The organism is Cupriavidus sp. USMAA2-4 (assembly GCF_001854305.1).
Lineage (GTDB): Bacteria > Pseudomonadota > Gammaproteobacteria > Burkholderiales > Burkholderiaceae > Cupriavidus > Cupriavidus malaysiensis.
The window spans coordinates 2,313,939-2,333,175 of record NZ_CP017748.1 but is presented as its reverse complement, the minus strand read 5'-3'; the positions used below and the strand labels follow the sequence as shown (position 1 = coordinate 2,333,175).

Below are 19,237 nucleotides of genomic sequence, written 5' to 3'. Positions count from 1 at the left end.
GTCAATCCTCTCGGCGCGGTGCCAGCGTGCTGCGCCAAGCCAGGAAGCCGCCGGATAGCATGATCAGGGCGATGCCCGCGAGCGCGATGGCATCGGGCGGGCGCTGGAAGACGAAGCTGCTGAGGAGCACCGCGAGCAGCAGTTGAAAGTAGTTCAGCGGCGCCAGCGTGGCGGCCGCGACGCGGCGGAAGGCCGCCAGCAGCAGCAATTGTGCCGCGCCGCTGCACAGGCCGCCGGCGAACATCAGCGCCAGCTCGGGCCAGGGCGGCAGCGGCTCGGGCAGCAGCGCCAGCGCCGGCACGCCGGTCAGCACCAGGCAGGCCAGCGCGGTGGAAGCGTACAGCACCGGCGCCTCCACCTGCGCGGCCAGGCGCCGCGTGAGCAGCTGGAAGACGGCGTAGCAGACCGCCGACACCGCCATCAGCAGCGTGCCCAGCGCCGGCAGGTCGCTGCCGGGACGCACGATCAGCAGCATGCCGACGAAGCCGGCCAGCACCGCCACCCACTGCGCCGGCCGCACGCGCTCGCCGAGCAGCCAGGGCGACAGCGCCACCATGATCAGCGGCGCGGTGAAGTAGATCGCGGTGGCCTCGGCCAGCGGCATCCACAGCAGCGCCGCCATGAAGCAGGTGGCGACGATGGCCAGCGCGGTGCCGCGCGCCAGCAGCAGCCCCTTGCAGGGAATCGCGCGCAGCGGCGGCATGCCGCTGCGCAGCAGCCAGGCCAGGGCGATGGCGCTGACGGCCAGGTAGCGCGTCAGGTTCATCAGGGTGGCGGCGTGCGTGCGCAGCATCCATTTGCAGAAGGCGTCGTAGCTGGCGAAGGCCAGCAGCGCGCAGAAGAACAGCGCGATGCCCTGGCGGCGCCGCGCCGCGGCCTGCGCCGCCGTCAGCGCGGGCGCTGGCGCGGCGGCACCCGCCACAGCGCCCGTCACAGCGCCCGCCGCCAGCGGGACCGCGCCGCCGTGCAGGCTCGCGTCGGGCTTCACGCCGCGGCTCCGCTGGCCGCTGCCTCCCCGGCGAGGGTGGCCTCGAGCCGGTCCAGCGCGCGCCCGAAGCGCGCCAGCATGTCGTCGATCTGCGCGGCGGTGATGATCAGCGGCGGGCAGAAGGCGATGGCGTCGCCCATGGCGCGCACGATCAGGCCCTCTTCCTGCGCGAGCCGGGCCAGGCGCGCGCCGACCTTGGCGGCCGGCGGGAAGGGCCGTCCGCTGGCGCGGTCCGCCACCAGCTCCACCGCGCCGATCAGGCCGATGCCGCGCACCTCGCCCACCCAGGGCCGCTGCGCCAGCGCGCGCAGGCCCTGCTGGAAGCGCGGCGCCACCTCGGCCACGTGCGCCAGGATGTTCTCGTCGGCATAGACGCGCAGCGTCTCCAGCGCCACCGCGGTGGCCACCGGATGGCCCGAATAGGTGAAGCCGTGGCCGAAGGTGCCGAGGCGCCCGCTGTTGGCGGCGATGGCTTCGTGCACGCGCGCGCTGACCATCACCGCCGAGATCGGCTGGTAGCCGGAGGACAGTGCCTTGGCGCAGGTGAGGATGTCGGGGCGCAGGCCGAAGGTGGTCGAGCCGAACATGGCGCCGGTGCGGCCGAAGCCGCAGATCACCTCGTCGGCGATCAGCAGCACGTCGTGGCGGCGCAGCACGGCCTGGATCTTGTCGAAGTAGGTGGCGGGCGGCACGATCACGCCGCCCGCGCCCATCACCGGCTCGGCGATGAAGGCGCCGACGGTGTCGGGGCCTTCGGCGAGGATGCGCGCCTCCAGCTCCTCGGCCAGGCGCGTGGCGAAGGCTTCCTCGCTCTCGCCGGGGCCGGCTTCCCGGTAGTGGTGCGGGCAGCCCACGTGCAGGATGCGCGCGATCGGCAGGTCGAAGTCCTGGTGGTTGGCGGGCAGGCCGCTCAGGCTGGCGGCCGCCACCGTCACGCCGTGGTAGGCGCGCCGGCGCGAGATGATCTTCTTCTTGGCCGGGCGGCCGCTCGCGTTGTGGTAGTACCAGACCAGCTTGACGGCGCTGTCGTTGGCTTCCGAACCGGAGTTGGCGAAGAACACCTTGGACATCGGTACCGGCGCCAGCGCCAGCAGCGCCTGCGCCAGCTCGATGGCGGCCGGGTTCGAGCGGTGGTTGAAGGTGTGGTAGTAGGGCAGCGTGCGCAGCGCGCGCACGCCGGCCTCGATGACGCGCGCGTGGCTGAAGCCGAGCGCGCTGCACCACAGCCCGGACATGCCCTCCAGGTAGCGCCGGCCCTGGTCGTCTTCGACGAAGATGCCGTCGCCGCGCGTGATCACCAGCGGGCCCACCTCGGGGTGCGCCGCCAGGTTGGTGAAGGGATGCAGGTGGGCGGCGATGTCGCCGGCGGCGAGGCTGGCATGTCGGTCGGCGCGTTGGTCGGCACGTTGGTCGGGGGCGGTGTCCATGCTGGCGGGTCTCCTTGTGGTTGGCATCGCGGATCGCGGTTGGTGGTCCTCAGGCGTCAGGCGTCAGTCATCGGTCGTCGCGGGCCGCCGTCAATAGCCTTGCGCGGGGTCGACCGCGGCGGGCGGCCGCAGGCCGCGGCGCGCCAGCGCGAGGTTGTCCAGCGTCTGGCGCGCGATGACGGCGGCATCGGTGCGCGTGGCCACGTGCGGCGTGACGACGATGCGCGGGTGATGCCAGAACGGATGGCCGGCCGGCAGCGGCTCCTGCACGAAGGCGTCCAGCGTGGCGGCGCCGAGCTGGCCCGTGGCGAGTGCGGCCAGCAGGGCGTCCTCGTCCAGGTGGGCGCCGCGCCCGACGTTGACCACGTGCGCGCCGCGCGGCAGCCGTGCGAACACCTCGGCGCCGAGGAAGCCGCGCGTCTGCTCGGTCAGCGGCAGCAGGCACACCAGGGTGTCGCAGCCGGACAGGAAGGCGTCCAGGCCGTCGGCGCCGTGGAAGCACTCGACCTGCGCCGGCGCCGCCGGCCGCGGCGTGCGGCTCCAGCCGCGCACCGCATAGCCCAGCGCCAGCAGCGCGCGCGCGCAGGCTTCGCCGAGCGTGCCGAGGCCGGCGATGCCGACGCGATGGCGCGCCGGCGGCACGATGGGCTCTTCCTGCCAGCGGCCGGCGGCGGCGCTGGCGAGGTAGGCGTCCATGGCGCGCTGGCGGTGGATCACCGCCCAGGCTACATAGGCGGCCATGCCGCCGGCCATGGTGGGGTCGACGATGCGGCACAGCACCGGCGCGCGCCGCGCCTCCTCGGCGGGCAGGTGGTCGATGCCGGCGGCCAGGGACTGCACCAGGCGCAGGCGCGGCAGCGTGGCCAGCAGGCCCGGCGGCGGATACCAGCACACCGCCGCGTCGATGTGCTCGGGCGCGCCGAGCGCGTCGGCATAGCGCAGTTCGGTGCCGGGGCAGGCCGCTTCGAAGGCGGGCGCCAGGTAGCGCATGTCGAGCACGCTGCTGAGCAGGGCGATGACCGGTGGCGCGGCGTCATGCGGCGCCTCGGGCGCCTCGGACGCAGCGGCGGGCGGGGATGCGATGGCGCTGTTCATGCCGCGGCCCTCTCGCGGTACGGTGCGCCGTCCGCCCGCCCGGCCGGCGGCGGCTCGGGCGCCGGGCGCGCCAGGCGCGGGATGGCCTCGATCAGGCGGCGCGTATAGGCATGCTGCGGGTCGCCCAGCACGCGCGCGGTCTCGCCGTACTCGACCATCTCGCCGCGCTGCATGACCGCGATGTGGTCGCACATCTGCGCGGCCACGCGCAGGTCGTGGGTGATGAAGACCATGGCGAGCTGGAACTGCTCGCGCACCTGGGCGAATAGCTCCAGCACCTGGGCTTGCACCGAGACGTCGAGCGCGGACACCGGCTCGTCGGCGATCAGCAGCGCCGGGCGCATGGCCAGCGCGCGCGCGATGCCGATGCGCTGGCGCTGCCCGCCGGAGAACTCGTGCGGATAGCGCTCGGCAGCTTCGGCACCGAGGCCGACCAGGCCCAGCAGCTCGACCGCGCGCGCGCGCGCCTGCTCGCGCGGCACGCCCTGGGCGATCGGGCCGGCGGCGATGGCGGCGCCGATGCGATGGCGCGGATTGAGCGAGGCGTAGGGATCCTGGAACACCATCTGGATCTGCCCGGCGGCATGCCGCGGCACGCTGCCGCCGGCCGCCAGGGTGCGCCCGTTGACCACCACGCGCCCGCCGTTGAACGGCGCCAGCCCGGCGATGCAGCGGCCCACGGTGGACTTGCCCGAGCCCGATTCGCCGACCAGGCCGAGGGTCTGGCCGCGCCACAGCTCGAAGCTGATGCCGCGCGCGGCCTGCACTTCGCGGCCGCGCCGCAGCAGCCCGCCGCCGGAGCGGTAGGTCTTGCACAGGTCCTGCACCTGCAGCACGCGGTTGGCGTCATCGGCGCGCGGCGCCGGCGCGCGTGCCTCGCCGCCGGGGATGGCGGCGATCAGGCGGCGCGTGTACTCGTGCTGCGGGGCGCGCAGCACGCGCGCGGCGGGGCCGCGCTCGACGATGCTGCCGGTCTGCATCACCACCACCTCGTCGGCGATCTCGGAGACCACGCCGAAGTCGTGGGTGATGAACAGCACCGCGGTGCCGCGCCGCTGCTGCAACTCGCGCACCAGCTTGAGGATCTGCGCCTGGGTGGTGACGTCGAGCGCGGTGGTCGGCTCGTCGGCGATCAGCAGGCGCGGCTCCAGCACCATCGCGCTGGCGATCATCACGCGCTGGCGCTGGCCGCCCGACAGGCGGAAGGGATAGCTGTCGCAGAGCGCCTCCGGATCGGGCAGGCCGACGTCGGCGAGCGCGGCGAGGATGCGCCGGCGCTTCTCGGCGGCGGGCAGGCGCTGGTGCGCGTCGAACACCTCGGCGATCTGGTCGCCGATGCGCATGACAGGGTTGAGGGCGGTCATCGGCTCCTGGAACACCATGCCGAGGCGCTGGCCGCGCAGCGCGCGCAGCGCGGACTCGGGCAGCGCCAGCAGGTCCTGGCCTTCGAACAGGATGCGCCCGGCCACCGGTTCCACGTGGGGGCGCGGCAGCAGGCCCATCACCGCGTTGGCGATCATCGACTTGCCGGAGCCGGATTCGCCCACCACGCACAGGGTCTGGCCGGCCTGCAGCGTCAGCGAGGCCTCGCGCACCGCCAGCGCGCGGTCGCCGCCGGCGGGCAGGCGGATGCTCAGGCCTTGGATATCGAGCACGGGTGCGTTCATCGTCCTCTCCCGCCCAGGCGCGTGTTGAGCGCGTCGTTGAGTCCTTCGCCGACCATGTTCAGCGCCAGCACCGTCAGCACGATGGCGGTGCCGGGGAACACCGCCATCCACCAGGCCTGGCGCAGCACCGTGCGCGCCTGGCCGACCATATAGCCCCAGCTCATGTGGTTGGGATCGCCCAGGCCCATGAAGCTCAGGCTGGATTCCAGCAGGATGGCGGTCGCCACCATCAGCGAGGCCATCACCACGATGGGCGAAGTGGCGTTGGGCAGGATCTGCGTGAGGATGATGCGCGGCGTCGATTCGCCGGCCAGGCGCGCGGCGGCGACGAAGTCGCGCTGGCGCAGGGTCAGGAACTCGCTGCGCACCAGGCGCGCCACCGGCGGCCAGGAGACCACCGCGATGGCCGTCACGATGGAGGCGATGGAGGGCTCGAAGATGGCCACCAGCACCAGCGCCAGCGCGAAGCTGGGCACGGCCTGGAACAGCTCGGTGAAGCGCATCAGCGCGGCATCGACCCAGCCGCCGAAATAGCCAGACAGCGCCCCCAGCGTGACGCCGATGGCCAGCGAGACCACGGTGGAGACCAGCCCGATCAGCAGCGAGATGCGCGCGCCGTGGATCACGCCGGACAGGATGTCGCGCCCCATGGTGTCGGTGCCGAGCGCGAAGCCCGGCTGCTGCAGCGGATGCAGGAAGGGCTGCTGCGCCATCTCCCACGGGTCGTTGCCAGCCAGCCAGGGGCCGAACAGCGCCAGCACGGCCACCGCCGCCAGCACGGCGAGGCCCAGCAGCGCGGCCTTGTTGCGGCAGAAGCGCCGCCAGAATGTGTGGTTCATTTCAGTTCAATCCTCGGGTCGACCAGGGTGTAGACGAAGTCGGTGACGAAGTTGAAGGCCACGGCCATGGCGGCGGTCACCAGGAAACAGCCCAGCAGCAGGTTGTAGTCGCGCTGCAGCAGCGCATCGAACATCAGGCGGCCGATGCCGGGCCAGGCGAACACGGTCTCGGTCAGCACCGCGCCGCCGATCATGCCGCCGGCCTGGATGCCGGCCAGCGTGACCACCGGCAGCAGCGCGTTGCGCAGGATGTGGGCGCGCTGGATGCGGCCCGGATGCAGGCCCTTGGCGCGCGCCGTCTTGACGAAGTCCATCTGCGCCACCTCCAGCATCGAGGCGCGCGTCATGCGGGCGTAGACCGCCATGTAGAACAGCGCCAGCGTCAGCGCCGGCAGCACCAGGTGCTGGCCGATGTCGAGCGCGCGCGCCACGCCGTGCAGGTCGGCGCCGACGGTGGCGTAGCCGAAGCCCGGCAGCCAGTCGAAGCGCACCGAGCACAGCAGCACCGCCATCATCGCCAGCCAGTACAGCGGCGTGGCGTAGAACAGCAGCGACAGCACCGTGATGGCGCTGTCGACCCAGGTGCCGGCGCGCCGGCTGGCCAGCGCGCCCAGCACCACGCCGAACAGCAGCGACAGCGCGAAGGCGGTGCCGGTCAGCAGCAGGGTGGCGGGCAGGCGCTCGACGATCAGGTCCAGCACCGGCCGCTGCTGCCGGTAGGAGAAGCCCAGGTCGAGCTGCGCCACGTGCACCAGGTACTTGCCGAGCTGCTGTGGCAGCGGCTGGTCGAGGCCGAACTGTGTGCGCAGCTGGGCCACGAACTGGGCGTCGGAGGCGCCCGATTCGCCGGCCATCACCGAGACCGGGTCGCCTGGCGCGGCACGGATCAGCAGGAAGTTGACGGTGGCGATGATGAGGATGGCGAACACGCCCTGGATCAGGCGGCCCACGAGGCGTTGCGTGCGTTGCATGGCGTGGCTCCCGCGTACGGTGCCGGCCTCAGGCCAGCCAGGCCCGGCCCAGGCTGTCGTTGAGGCCGATGCCGGAGCTGATCAGGTTGTTGACGCGGCTGCGGTACAGGGTGGGGAAGTTGAGTTCGTGCATCCACACCACCGGCATCTCGTCGAGCAGGATCTTCTGCACCTGCTGGTAGATGGCGCCGCGCCTGGCGGGGTCCATCTCGCGCGCGCCGGCATGGAACAGTTCGTCGACCTTGGCGTTGCGGTAGCCCTCCACGTTGTTGAAGGGCGAGCCCTGGGCGATGTTGTCCGAGGTGTAGTTGCGCGCCACGCCCAGCGCCGGATCGCCGTACTGGTAGACGTAGGTGAAGGCGAGGTCGTAGTCCCACTTGTTGAGGCGCTCGCCCCAGCCGGCCACGTCGGTGGGCGTCATCTCGATCTTGATGCCGGCCTGCTGCAGGTTCTGCCGCACCATCTCGGCCGAGCGCTGCCAGGTCTCGCCGTAGGGCAGCGGCAGCAGGCGCAGGGTCTCGCCCTTGTAGCCGGACTCGGCCAGCAGCTGCCTGGCGCGCGCGAGGTCGCGCGGGTACCTGGCCACGTCGGTGCTGTAGAACTTGATGTGGCTGTTGAAGGGGCCGGTGGCGGTCCTGGCGAAGCCCTGCCAGGCCACGCGCGCGATGGCGTCGCGGTCGATGGCGAAGGCCAGCGCCTGGCGGAACTTGATGTTGTCCAGCGGCGCCTTGCGGTTGTTGGCCCACAGCCACGAGTGCGGCGCGAAGAACTCCCAGCCCTTGGTGCTGACCTGCACGCCCGGCAGCTTGGCCAGCCGCGCCACGTCGAAGTACTCGACCGCGCCGCCCGGCACCACGTCGACCTTGCCCGACTCGAAGGCGGCGGCGCGCGCCGCGGCGTCGGGGATCACGTGGAAGTAGACGCTGTCGACCAGCGGCACGTCGGCCTGGTGGTACTGCTCGTTGCGCACCAGCTGGATGTAGGAGCCGCGCACCCACTCCTTGAACTTGAACGGGCCGGTGCCGATCGGTCTGGCGTTGGCCGGGTTGTTGAGGAAATCGGTGCCCTCGTAGAGGTGCTTGGGCACCATCGGCATCGAGCCCACCTCGAAGATGCCGAGGAAGGGGCTGAAGGGGTACTTCAGCTTGAACTCGACGGTGAGCGGGTCGAGCGCGCGGATGCTCTCCACCGCCGCCAGGTTGGCGCGCAGGCGCGCATGGGTCTTGCGCAGGAACACGTCGGCGGAGAACACCACGTCGGCGGCGGTGAAGGGCTTGCCGTCGTGCCAGCTGACGTTGGGCTTGAGCTTGAAGGTGTAGACCGTGCCGTTGCCGCCCACGGTCCAGGAGGTGGCCAGCGCCGGCAGCGGCTCGAGCTTGTCGTCGTAGCGCAGCAGGCCTTCGTAGATGTTGCCGGAGATGAGCTGGGTGGGGCCGTTCTGCGTGATGCCGATCATCAGCCCGGAAGGCTCCGGCTGCACCAGCGCGTTGATGATGCCGCCTTTCTTGCCGGCGGCCAGGACGTGGAGGGGAATGCCTGCGATCGACAGGCCGCTGGTGGCGGCGCCCAGCTTGAGCAGTTGGCGGCGGTTCATGGCGTGACTCTCCTAGGGGGCTGAGGATGGGGACGATGCGGAACAAGCGCCGCGGCGCGCCCGGATGCTGGCGGGCGCCGCGCGGGGTCAGGCGTGATCAAGCGTGGTAGGGCACCGGGGCGGCCGGCTCCAGGCGCTGCAGCAGCGCGCGCCATTCGCGCGCGTACGGGTCGGCGCTGCCGGCCAGGCGGTTGCTGTCGCCGCTCTCGTACTGCCGCGCGGTCTTCTCGCGGATCGCTTCCGGCACCGCGTAGACCGCTTCGCCGCTGGACTGGACGGCGAGCTGCACGCGGCAGGCGCGCTCCAGGTTGTGCATCAGGATGAAGGCCTCGGCGACGCTGCGGCCCAGCGTCAGCAGGCCGTGGTTGCGCAGGATCATGGCGCGCGCGGAGGCGCCGAGGTCGGCCACCAGCCGCTCGCGCTCCTCGTGGTCCAGCGCGATGCCTTCGAAGTCGTGGTAGACCACGCGGTCGTGGAACTGCAGCGCCCACTGGTTGCACGGCTGCAGGCCGCAGGCCAGCGAGGACACCGCCACGCCGGCCACCGTGTGGGTGTGCAGCACGCACAGGGCGTCGGGGCGTGCCGCGTGCACCGCGCTGTGGATGGTGAAGCCGGCCGGGTTGACGTCCTGCCCGGGCGCGCCGTCGACGATGTTGCCGTCGAGATCGATGCACACCAGCGACGAGGCGGTGATGTCGCGGAACAGGGTGCCGAAGGGGTTGATCAGGAAGCGGTCGTGCGTGCCGGGCACGCGCGCGGAGATATGCGTGTAGATGCTGTCGTCCATGCCGTAGTGCGCGACCAGCCGGTAGGCGGCGGCGAGGTCGGCGCGGACCTGCTGCTCGGCGTCGGAGCGGGGGGAGCGCGGGGTGGCGGTGGCGAGTTGGATGCCCATGTCTCGGTTCCTTTCTGGTGCCTTGGTGGTGCCTTGGCGACTGGTCTTCTGGCAGGGTTTTACGTCGATGGTCAACTGTCGACAGGATGATTCAAGACGGTCTGAGTCGAATCGTCAACTGTCGACAGCTACGCGAAGCAATGCAGCAAGGTTCGGGCCAAGCGTTGCCTGGGCGGCCGCCGATCCGCTGGGGATTTCCTTAATCCGTTGATTTGCATGAAAATTTGCGCTAGCGGGCCGACGCCGTCCGGCACGGCCGGCGGGGTGGCGTGCCGGATGGCGATGCCTTGCGATGGTGCGATGCACCAGCTCCAGGTTCCGTCATGGGGCGGTCCGCAGGGGGCTGGCGGGAGGTGAAGGGGGACCGCCGGGGGGGCGGCGAAGGGAGCAGCGAAGGGGCAGCGAAGGGGGGCGCCGGGAGGGGATGCGGCGCGGCTACGGCGCCGCGCAGCGGAGGGGGCTGCGCCGGCGGTGGACGGGGCGGGCGGGAGGCTTCCCGCCGGCGCTCAGATCATCGACAGGAACTGCTTCAGCTCCGGCGTCTGCGGGCTGCCGAAGATGCGCTCGGGCGTGTCCACCTCGTGCACCTTGCCCTGGTGCATGAAGACCACGCGATCGCTGACCTTGCGCGCGAAGTTCATCTCGTGCGTGACCATGATCAGGGTCATGCCGTCGGCGGCGAGGCTCTCGACCACGCCGAGCACCTCGCCCACCAGTTCCGGGTCGAGCGCGGAGGTGATCTCGTCGCACAGCAGCACGGCCGGGTCCATCGCCAGCGCGCGGGCGATGGCCACGCGCTGCTGCTGGCCGCCGGAGAGCTGGTCGGGGTAGCTGTCGAACTTGTCGCCCAGGCCCACGCGCGCCAGCAGCGCGCGGGCGCGCCGCTCGGCCTCGGCCTTCGGCATGTCCTTGACCAGCGCGGGCGCCAGCATCACGTTGCGGCCGGCGCTGAGGTGGGGGAACAGGTTGAAGTTCTGGAAGATCATGCCGACGTTCTGGCGCAGCGCGCGCATCGCCTTGGCATCGTCGTGCCGCAGCGGCTGGCCGTCGACGGCCAGCCCGCCCTGCTGGAAGGCCTCGAGCCCGTTCACGCAGCGCAGCAGCGTGCTCTTGCCCGAGCCGCTGCGGCCGATGATGGTGACCACCTCGCGCCGGCCGATGCGCAGGTCGATGCCCTTGAGCACTTCGTTGTCGCCATAGCGCTTGCGCAGGCCCTGGATGTCGACCAGGGCGAAGGGCGCGGCGGCGGGGACATCGCCCTGCTGCGAGGGGGCGGGGTGCGTGGCGGAAGCGGCCGGGCTGGAGATAGCGTCTTGCATGGGGAAACCTGTCTGCGGATGCGCGGTTGAAGATGGGGGCGAGGGGAGCGTGGGAGGAAGGGAGCGCCGCCTAGCGCTGCGGCCGCAGCCGCCGTTCGAGCTGGCGGCTCCACAGCGACAGCGGGAAGCACAGCGCGAAGTACAGCAGCGCCACGCAGCCGTAGGCGAGGAAGGGCTGGAAGGTGGCGTTCGAGATGATCTGGCCGGCCTTGGTCACCTCGACGAAGCCGATCACCGAGGCCAGCGCGGTGCCCTTGATCACCTGCACCAGGAAGCCCACGGTGGGCGCCACCGCCAGGCGCGCCGCCTGCGGCAGGATGACGTGGCGCAGCTGCTCGCCCAGGCTCATGGCCAGGCTGGCCGATGCCTCCCACTGCCCCTTCGGCACCGCGTTGACGCAGCCGCGCCAGATGTCGGTCAGGTAGGCGCCGGTATAGAGCGACAGGCACAGCGCGGCCGAGAACAGCGGCGAGGCGTCGACGCCGACCAGCGCCAGGCCGAAGTAGGCGAGGAAGAGCTGCATCAGCAGCGGGATGCCCTGGAACAGCTGCACATAGAGGGCCACGCCGCGTTCTGCGCCGGGCAGCCGGGCGATGCGCGCCACCAGCAGCGCCAGCCCCAGCACGCCGCCACCGACGAAGGCGATCAGCGACAGCCCGACGGTCCAGCGCAGCGCCAGCAGCAGGTTGCGCAGGATATCCCAGAGAGAGAATTCGATCATGCCGGCACTCCTTCAGCGGCGGAAAACGAAGCGCGGCCCGATCCAGTTCAGCAGCTGGCGCAGCGCCGCGGCCAGCGCCAGGTAGGCGAGCGTGGCGACGATGTAGGACTCGAAATTACGGAAGGTGCGGCTGGCGATCAGGTTGGCGGCGTACGACAGCTCCTCGGCCGAGATCTGGCTGCACACGGAAGAGCCGAGCATCACGATGATGATCTGGCCCACCAGCGCCGGCCACACGCGCGCCAGCGAGGGCGGCAGCACCACCCGCGTGAAGATCTGCCAGCGGTTCAGCGCCAGGCTCTGCGCGGCCTCGATCTGGCCGCGCGGCGTGGCGTCCAGCCCGGCGCGCACGATCTCGCAGGCATAGGCACCCAGGTTCAGCGTCATCGACAGCACGCAGGCCACTTCCGGCGACAGCCGCACGCCCAGCGAAGGCAGGCCGAAGAAGATGAAGAAGAGCTGGATGATGTAGGGCGTGTTGCGGATCAGCTCGACGTAGGCGCCGGCCAGGAAGCGCGCCCAGCCGGTGCCATGCAGGCGCAGCCAGGCGCAGCCGATGCCGGCGAGCGTGCCCAGCAGCGCCGACAGCGCGGTCAGCAGCACGGTCTGCAGCAGGCCGCGCAGCAGCATCGGCCACTGCGCGAAGACGGGGGTGAAGTCGAAAGAGATCATGCCTGGCATCGATAAGGCGGGGCGGCGCGCGCGGCGCGCCGCCGGGGAAGCGGGCGGGGAAGCGCGCTGGCACGCGGGCGCCGCGCCGTGGCCGCGCACCGCTGGCGGCGGTCCGCGCGGCACGGCGCCGCCCGGCGGCGGCCGTGCTTACTCGGGCAGTTCACCGGTACCACGGCCCAGCCACTTCTGCGCGTAGGTGTTGAGGGTGCCGTCGGTCTTGGCCTGGCGCAGGATGTCGTTGACCTTGGCCAGCAGCGTGGCGTCGCCCTTGCGCACGCCGACGAAGTTGGGCGAGTCCTTCAGCAGCAGCTTGTACTCGGCCTGCACCTGCGGGTGCTTCTGGATCGCCATCGCCGCCACCGCCGCGCCGGTGGCGATCAGCTGCGTCTGCTGCGAGACGAAGGCGGCCACGGTGGAGTTGTCGTCCTCGAAGCGCTGGATCTTCAGCGTGGGCGGCGCCACCTGCTGCAGCGCATCGTCCTGGATGGTGCCGCGCGTCACCGCGATGGTCTTGCCGCCCAGGTCGGCGAAGCTCTTGATGGAGAGCGACTTCGGCCCGAACACGGCCTGGTAGAACGGCGCGTAGGCCACGGAGAAGTCGATCACCTTGGCGCGCTCGGCGTTCTTGCCCAGCGCCGACACGATCAGGTCGATCTTCCGGGTCTGCAGGTAGGGGATGCGGTTGGGCGTGCTGACCGGCACCAGCTCGGCCTTGACGCCCATGCGGTCGGCGATCAGCTGGGCCACTGCCACGTCCAGGCCCTGCGGCTTCAGGTCCGGGCCCATGAAGCCGTAGGGCGCGAAGTCGACGGGGATGCCGATCGCGATCGACTTCCTGGCCATCACGGCCTGGAGCGAATCGTCGGCGCGTGCCGGTGCCATGGCGGTCAGCGCGGCACAGGCGAGCAGGCTGGCGGCGACGGTGAACTCTCTGCGTTTCATGAAAGACCTCTTGCGTTGGAATCGGAAGCAACGAAACCGCTGAGGCAAGTTGTGTGCCACTGCCGCAATGCCACCGCTGCGGCGCTTTCCCGCGAGCCTGCGCCTGCCAGGCGGGGCAAGGCCCGGCGGGGAGATGGCGCGCTGCGGCGAGGACTTGGCATCGAGATTGCTTGTACCGCGGCCAGGCGCTGGAACAGGTGTTTCATGCGGAAGAAACAGCGGGAATTCCCGTTTCAGCGCCGCACCGGCGCGTTCCGCCATGGTGCGCGCGCACAGAAATGAGGCGGCGCGCACCAAGGTATGCAGGCGCGGCCGCAGCGCATGCAAGGGTGCCGACGCTGACGCCTTGCGCGCGGCGGCGTGCAGCGGGGGATGCACCAAGGCACGCACCAAGGCACGCACCAAGGCACGCACCAAGGCACGCACCAAGGCACGCACCAAGGCACGCACCAAGGCACGCACCAAGGCGCGTACCAAGGCCTGGCATGCGGCAACGCCTGCCAGGCCATCCGATGTCCAACCCAAGAGCCACCAATGAGCCACCCATGAGTACACATGAAGTGCTGGAAGCGCTGGAAGCACGCATCCGGCAACGCTATGGCGACCTCTCCGCGGCCGACCGCAAGCTCGCCGACGTGCTGCTGGCGCGCCAGCGGGAGCTGCTCAGCTACTCCGCCACCGAGCTGGCCGGACTGGCCGGTGTGTCCAAGGCGAGCGCGGCGCGTTTCTTCCGCCGCCTCGGCTACGCCGACTTCAGCGCCTTCCGCCAGAACCTGCGCGACCAGGTCTCGGCGCGCTCGCCGCTGCGCCAGCTGGAGCGTGGCGGGCCGCCGTCGGCGGCGCGCGGCGCGCCGTCGGCCCGGAGCGGGCTGGCGGCGCACGTGGAGCGCGATGCGCTGCGCCTGGCGGCGCTGCCCGAGCAGGTTGGCGAGCGCGCGCTGGGCGCGGCGCTCGACGCCCTGGCCGAGGCGCGCCGCGTCTGGGTGGTGGGCTACCGCAACAGCTACCTGGTGGCGATGCACGCGTGCGCGCTGCTGTCGCAAGGACGGCCCGACGTGGCCATGCTCAACGATGCGGCCGGCCAGGACGCCGAGCGCATCGCCGAGATCGAGCCGCGCGATGTGCTGCTGGCGGTGGACTTCCGCCGCCGCGCGCAGCGGCTGCCGGCGGTGGTCGGGCTGGCGCGCGAGGCCGGCGCCGGCTGCATCCTGCTGACCGACACACCGGTCTCCACGCTGGCGGCCGAGGCCGACGCCGTGCTCGGCTGCGCGCACCAGGGCGAACAGGTCTTCGATTCCTACGTGGCCGCGGTGAGCCTGGTCAATTACCTGGCCACGGCGGTGGTGACGCGCACGCGCAAGCGTGCGCGGGCGCGCATGCAGCGCATCGAACGCGCCCACGCCGTGCTGGCCGACCTGGAGGGACTCGCCTAGCGCGGCGTTACCCGTTTTCCCGTTTTCTCTGCTCGACCCGGTTCTCCGTCTTCTCGTTCCTGTCTCTGCCCTAGCCGCAAGCGATACCGATGCCTTCCCTGACTTCCTCGCCGAATCTCTCGCCGAATCTCTCGCCGACTTCCTCGCTGCCCCCGCTGCCGTCGCTGTCCCTGGACTGCTTCCCCAACCCGGCGCTGCGCCGCGACCTGCCCTACGGCGCCGCGCGCAGTGCCATCCTGGGCGAGGCGGCACTGGCCGCCGCGCGCGCCGAGATCACGCGCTGGCCCGGCTACCAGCCCACGCCGCTGGTGGCGCTGCCGGCCCTGGCCGCGCGCCTGGGCGTGGCCGCCATCCACTACAAGGACGAAGGCTCGCGCTTCGGTCTCGGCAGCTTCAAGGCGCTTGGCGGTGCCTATGCGGTGGCGCGCCTGCTGGCGCGCGAGGTGGGCCGCCGCGCCGGCCGCGAGATCGCGCCCGCCGATCTCGCCGAGCCCGCGCTGCGCGCGCTGTGCGCCGACCTCACCGTGACCTGCGCCACCGACGGCAACCACGGCCGCTCGGTGGCCTGGGGCGCGCGCATGTTCGGCTGCCGCTGCGTGATCTACATCCACGCCACCGTCAGCGACGGCCGGCGCGACGCCATCGCGGCCTACGGCGCCGAGGTGGTGCGCACCGCCGGCAACTACGACGAGGCCGTGCAGCAGGCCGACCGCGACGCGCGCGCCCAGGGCTGGCACGTGATCTCCGACACCTCCTACCCCGGCTACATGGACGTGCCGCGCGACGTCATGCAGGGCTACCAGCTGATGGTGGAGGAGGCCGCCCGCGCGCTGCCCGAGGCGCCCACCCATGTCTTCGTGCAGGCCGGCGTGGGCGGCTTCGCCGCCGCGGTGTGCGGCTACTTCTGGGAGCGCGCGGGCGGCGCGCGGCCGGTCTTCGTGGTGGTCGAGCCGGAGCGCGCCGACTGCCTGTACCAGAGCGCGCGCGCCGGCCGGCCGGTGGCCGTCGGCGGCGAGCTCGACACGCTGATGGCCGGGCTGGCCTGCGGCGAGGTCTCGCTGCTGGCCTGGGAAGTGCTGGCGCAGGGCGCCGACGCTTTCTGCCGCATCGGCGACGATGCCGCGGTGGCGGTGATGCGCCTGCTGGCGCGGCCGGGCGGCGCCGACACGCCCATCGTCGCCGGCGAGTCCGCCGTGGCCGGCCTGGCCGCCGCCATCGCCGCCATGCAGGACGAGCAGGCGCGGGCCGCGCTGGGCCTGGGGCCGCACAGCCGCCTGCTGTTCATCGGCAGCGAGGGCGATACCGACCCCGCATGCTATGCGGAACTGGTCGGGCAGAGCGGCGCGGCGGTCCGTGCCGCGGCGCGGGGGGCGGCATGATGGAGCGGCTTCCCGAGATCGACGGCGCGCGCCTGCTGCGCAGCCTCGATGAACTGGCGCAGGTCGGCGCCATCGAGGGCGGCGGCGTGTGCCGGCTGGCGCTCAGCGATGCCGACCGCGCCGGGCGCGACTGGACCGTGGCACGCATGCGCGCGCTGGACATGGCGGTCAGCATCGATGCCATCGGCAACATCACCGGGATTTATGCCGGTAGCGATAGCGGCACCGATAGCGGCACCGACAGCGCCATCGATAGCGGCACCGGCGCCGCGCCGGCCCCCGTGATGACCGGCTCGCACATCGACACGGTGCGCACCGGCGGCCGCTACGACGGCAACTACGGCGTGCTGGCCGGCCTGGAGGTGGTGGCCGCGCTGCGCCAGGCGGGCGTGCGCACGCGCCGGCCGCTGGCGGTGACGGTCTTCACCAACGAGGAAGGCGCGCGCTTCCAGCCCGACATGATGGGCTCCCTGGTCTATGTCGGCGGCCTGCCGCTGGCCGAGGCGCTGGCCACGCGCGGCATCGACGGCGCCACCGTGGGCGAGGAGCTGGCGCGCATCGGCTACCAGGGAACGGCGGCGGTCGGTGCGCCGCGCGTGGACAGCTTCGTCGAGCTGCATATCGAACAGGGGCCGGTGCTGGAGCAGCAGGGCCTGCGCCTCGGCGTGGTGGAGGGCGTGCAGGGCATCTCCTGGAACGAGTACACCATCGAGGGGGTGTCCAACCACGCCGGCACCACGCCGATGGCGCTGCGCCGCGACGCCGGCCACGCCGCCGCGCGCGTGGCCACCTTCGTGCACGACCTGGCGCTGCGCTACGGCGGGCGGCAGATCGGCACGGTCGGCGCCATGCAGTTCGCGCCCAACCTGATCAACGTGATCCCGCACCGCGCCGTCTTCACCGTCGACCTGCGCAATACCGACAACGCCGCGCTGCGTGCCGCCGAGGAAGAGGTGCAGGCCTTCGTCGCGCAGTGCTGCGAGGAGGCCGGGCTGGCATGGTCGCGCCGCGCGCTGGCGCGCTTCGCCCCGGTGGCCTTCGACTGCGCGCTGGTGGACGAGGTGGCGCGGCACGCGCAGGCGCTCGGGCTGCCCGCCATGCGCCTGCCCAGCGGCGCCGGCCACGACGCGCAGATGCTGGCGCGCGCCTGCCCGGCGGCGATGATCTTCGTGCCCAGCGTGGGCGGCCTGAGCCACAACGTGCGCGAATTCACCCGCCCCGAGGACCTGGTCGACGGCGCCCGCGTGCTGATGCGCGTGCTGCTGGCGCGCGCCGACCGGCCGCTCGGCGCGCCTTGAGAGCGCCATCGCCTTCACCAGCGCCCTCACCAGCGCAGATCCCTTTACCGCATCACCGGAGATTCCCTTTGACCCGAATCGTCAACCTGGCCCTGGGCCAGCTCGGTCCCATCGCCCGCGCCGACAGCCGCGCCCAGGTCGTCAAGCGCCTGTGCGCGCTGATGCGCGAGGCGCACGCCAGCGGCGCCCACCTGATCGTCTACCCCGAACTGGCGCTGACCACCTTCTTTCCCCGCTGGTACATCGAGGACGAAGCCGAGCTCGACAGCTTCTTCGAGCGCGAGATGCCGGGCCCCGACACCCTGCCGCTGTTCGAGCTGTCGCGCGAACTCGGCGTGGGCTTCTATCTCGGCTATGCCGAACTGGCCGAGGAGGGGGGGCGCAGGCAACGCTACAACACCTCGATCCTGGTCGACCGCGGCGGCCGCATCGTCGGCAGATACCGCAAGGTCCACCTGCCCGGCCATCGCGAGCACGAGCCGTGGCGCCGCTTCCAGCACCTGGAGAAGCGCTATTTCACCGCCGGCGACGGGTTCGGCGTCAACGAGGCCTTCGGCGGCAAGGTCGGCATGGCCCTGTGCAACGACCGCCGCTGGCCCGAGACCTACCGCGTGATGGGCCTGCAGGGCGTGGAGATGGTGCTGATCGGCTACAACACGCCCGTGCACAACGCCCCCGCACCCGCGCACGATGACCTCTCGCTGTTCCACAACCAGCTCTCGCTGCAGGCCGGCGCCTACCAGAACGGCACCTGGGTCGCGGGCGTGGCCAAGGCCGGGATGGAGGAGGGCGTGGACAGCATCGGCGGCAGCTGCGTGGTGGCGCCATCGGGCGAGGTGGTGGCGCGCTGCGTCACCAAGGACGACGAACTCGCCCTGGCGCGCTGCGACCTGGACTTCTGCGCGGTCTACAAGCGCACCACCTTCAACTTCGACCTGCACCGCCAGCCGCACGCCTACGGCATGATCGTGGCGCGCAAGGGCGAGACGCTGATGGCGGACGGCAGCGCGGTGGCGGGCTGAGGCGCTCGCACGGCCGGCGGCACGCAGGGGCGCGCTTGCGGCTACACTGCCAGCCATCTCCCCGCAGGAGCAGGCGATGGCAGGCAAGGCAGGCAGCGGCAGGGCGGCGGCGGTCACGGCAAGTTCGAAGGAGGCGGCGGCGGCCGCGCGCATCCGCGTCGGCATCGGTGGCTGGGCCTATGCGCCCTGGCGCGACAACTTCTATCCGGCCGGGCTGGCGCAGGCGCGCGAGCTGGAATTCGCCAGCCGGCACCTGAGCGCCATCGAGATCAACAGCACCTACCACGGCACGCAGAAGCGCGCGTCCTTCCTCAAGTGGCGCGAGCAGACGCCGGATGGCTTCGTCTTCTCGGTCAAGGCCTCGCGCTTCGCCACCAACCGCCGCGTGCTCGCGCAAGCGGGCGATTCGGTGGCGCGCTTCCTCGACAGCGGCATCGCCGCGCTGGGCGACAAGCTGGGGCCGGTGGTGTGGCAGTTCGCGCCGGCCAAGCGCTTCGAGGCCGAGGACTTCGAGGCCTTCCTGAACCTGCTGCCGGCGCAGGTGGAGGGCGTGCGCCTGCGGCACGTGCTGGAGGTACGGCACGAGAGCTTCGCCTCGCCGGACTACCTCGCGCTGGCACGCCGCTACCGGATGGCGACGGTATTCGCCGATTCGCCCAGGTTCCCCTCGCTGGCGGACCTCAGCGCGGATTTCGTCTACGCGCGGCTGATGGGCTGCAGCGAGAAGCTCAAGCACGGCTATGCGCCAAAGGCCCTGGACGCCTGGCGCGAGCGCGCCATGGCGTGGTCCGCCGGCGACGAACCGGCCGACCTGCCGCGCGTCCGCGAGGCACCGGCGCCGCGCCGGCAGCGCGAGGTCTTCGTCTTCTTCATCAACGGCGCCAAGGAGCGCGCGCCGGCCGCGGCGCAGGCGCTGCTGGACCGGCTCGGCTGGCGTGGGCCGGGCTGGCCGCCGGCCTGAGGGGGCGGGGGTGA

At 71.8% G+C, this 19,237-nt stretch carries 17 protein-coding genes; 5 read left to right on the top strand and 12 right to left on the bottom strand.

The window, feature by feature from the left end; all coding sequences use genetic code 11:
- Position 1: 1 nt before the first annotated feature.
- From BKK79_RS10330 to BKK79_RS10275, 12 genes are all read right to left on the bottom strand, one after another.
- On the bottom strand, positions 2-934 hold the full coding sequence (locus BKK79_RS10330) for a DMT family transporter (RefSeq protein WP_084084888.1): 933 nt from the start codon (positions 932-934) through the stop codon (positions 2-4).
- Between the two features lie 50 nt (positions 935-984).
- Positions 985-2,415, bottom strand: coding sequence for an aspartate aminotransferase family protein (locus tag BKK79_RS10325; protein WP_071037644.1), 1,431 nt, complete (start codon positions 2,413-2,415; stop codon positions 985-987).
- A 90-nt stretch (positions 2,416-2,505) separates the two neighbouring features.
- Positions 2,506-3,510, bottom strand: coding sequence for a 2-hydroxyacid dehydrogenase (locus BKK79_RS10320; RefSeq protein ID WP_084084639.1), 1,005 nt, complete (start codon positions 3,508-3,510; stop codon positions 2,506-2,508).
- Complete coding sequence (locus tag BKK79_RS10315) at positions 3,507-5,177, bottom strand: dipeptide ABC transporter ATP-binding protein (protein ID WP_071037643.1); 1,671 nt, start codon at positions 5,175-5,177, stop codon at positions 3,507-3,509. Before BKK79_RS10315 ends, BKK79_RS10320 begins: the two co-directional genes overlap by 4 nt.
- On the bottom strand, positions 5,174-6,016 hold the full coding sequence (locus BKK79_RS10310) for an ABC transporter permease (RefSeq protein WP_071010634.1): 843 nt from the start codon (positions 6,014-6,016) through the stop codon (positions 5,174-5,176). The genes BKK79_RS10315 and BKK79_RS10310 overlap by 4 nt, the downstream gene beginning before the upstream one ends.
- Complete coding sequence (locus BKK79_RS10305; RefSeq protein ID WP_071037642.1) at positions 6,013-6,987, bottom strand: ABC transporter permease; 975 nt, start codon at positions 6,985-6,987, stop codon at positions 6,013-6,015. Before BKK79_RS10305 ends, BKK79_RS10310 begins: the two co-directional genes overlap by 4 nt.
- 28 nt (positions 6,988-7,015) lie before the next feature.
- Complete coding sequence (locus tag BKK79_RS10300) at positions 7,016-8,581, bottom strand: ABC transporter substrate-binding protein (protein WP_071037641.1); 1,566 nt, start codon at positions 8,579-8,581, stop codon at positions 7,016-7,018.
- Positions 8,582-8,678: 97 nt separating this feature from the next.
- A complete protein-coding gene (locus BKK79_RS10295) occupies positions 8,679-9,476 on the bottom strand; it encodes a class II aldolase/adducin family protein (RefSeq protein WP_071037640.1) in 798 nt (265 codons plus the stop codon).
- Between the two features lie 506 nt (positions 9,477-9,982).
- On the bottom strand, positions 9,983-10,795 hold the full coding sequence (locus BKK79_RS10290; RefSeq protein ID WP_083383901.1) for an amino acid ABC transporter ATP-binding protein: 813 nt from the start codon (positions 10,793-10,795) through the stop codon (positions 9,983-9,985).
- Positions 10,796-10,865: 70 nt separating this feature from the next.
- The gene (locus BKK79_RS10285) at positions 10,866-11,516 is read right to left on the bottom strand and encodes an amino acid ABC transporter permease (protein WP_071010638.1); all 651 of its coding nucleotides are present in this window, start codon (positions 11,514-11,516) and stop codon (positions 10,866-10,868) included.
- A gap of 12 nt (positions 11,517-11,528) precedes the next feature.
- Positions 11,529-12,188, bottom strand: a complete 660-nt coding sequence (locus BKK79_RS10280; RefSeq protein WP_071010639.1) for an amino acid ABC transporter permease — start codon at positions 12,186-12,188, stop codon at positions 11,529-11,531.
- Between the two features lie 147 nt (positions 12,189-12,335).
- The gene (locus tag BKK79_RS10275; RefSeq protein WP_071010640.1) at positions 12,336-13,130 is read right to left on the bottom strand and encodes a transporter substrate-binding domain-containing protein; all 795 of its coding nucleotides are present in this window, start codon (positions 13,128-13,130) and stop codon (positions 12,336-12,338) included.
- 545 nt (positions 13,131-13,675) lie between these two features.
- Here BKK79_RS10275 and BKK79_RS10265 point away from each other — a divergent pair.
- The 5 genes from BKK79_RS10265 to BKK79_RS10245 all read left to right on the top strand — a co-directional run bounded on the left by BKK79_RS10265 (position 13,676) and on the right by BKK79_RS10245 (position 19,223).
- Entirely contained in the window at positions 13,676-14,563 is an 888-nt protein-coding gene (locus tag BKK79_RS10265) for a MurR/RpiR family transcriptional regulator (RefSeq protein ID WP_071010642.1), read from the top strand.
- Positions 14,564-14,709: 146 nt separating this feature from the next.
- Positions 14,710-15,942 (top strand): diaminopropionate ammonia-lyase, encoded by a 1,233-nt coding sequence (locus BKK79_RS10260; RefSeq protein WP_071038495.1) that lies wholly within the window; start codon positions 14,710-14,712, stop codon positions 15,940-15,942.
- Positions 15,939-17,240 carry a Zn-dependent hydrolase gene (locus BKK79_RS10255; protein ID WP_157128412.1) on the top strand — a complete coding sequence of 434 codons (1,302 nt, stop codon included), beginning with the start codon at positions 15,939-15,941 and terminating at the stop codon, positions 17,238-17,240. Before BKK79_RS10260 ends, BKK79_RS10255 begins: the two co-directional genes overlap by 4 nt.
- Before the next feature lie 68 nt (positions 17,241-17,308).
- Positions 17,309-18,262, top strand: coding sequence for an N-carbamoyl-D-amino-acid hydrolase (locus BKK79_RS10250; RefSeq protein WP_071010644.1), 954 nt, complete (start codon positions 17,309-17,311; stop codon positions 18,260-18,262).
- A 76-nt stretch (positions 18,263-18,338) separates the two neighbouring features.
- A complete protein-coding gene (locus BKK79_RS10245) occupies positions 18,339-19,223 on the top strand; it encodes a DUF72 domain-containing protein (protein ID WP_071037637.1) in 885 nt (294 codons plus the stop codon).
- Positions 19,224-19,237: the final 14 nt, after the last annotated feature.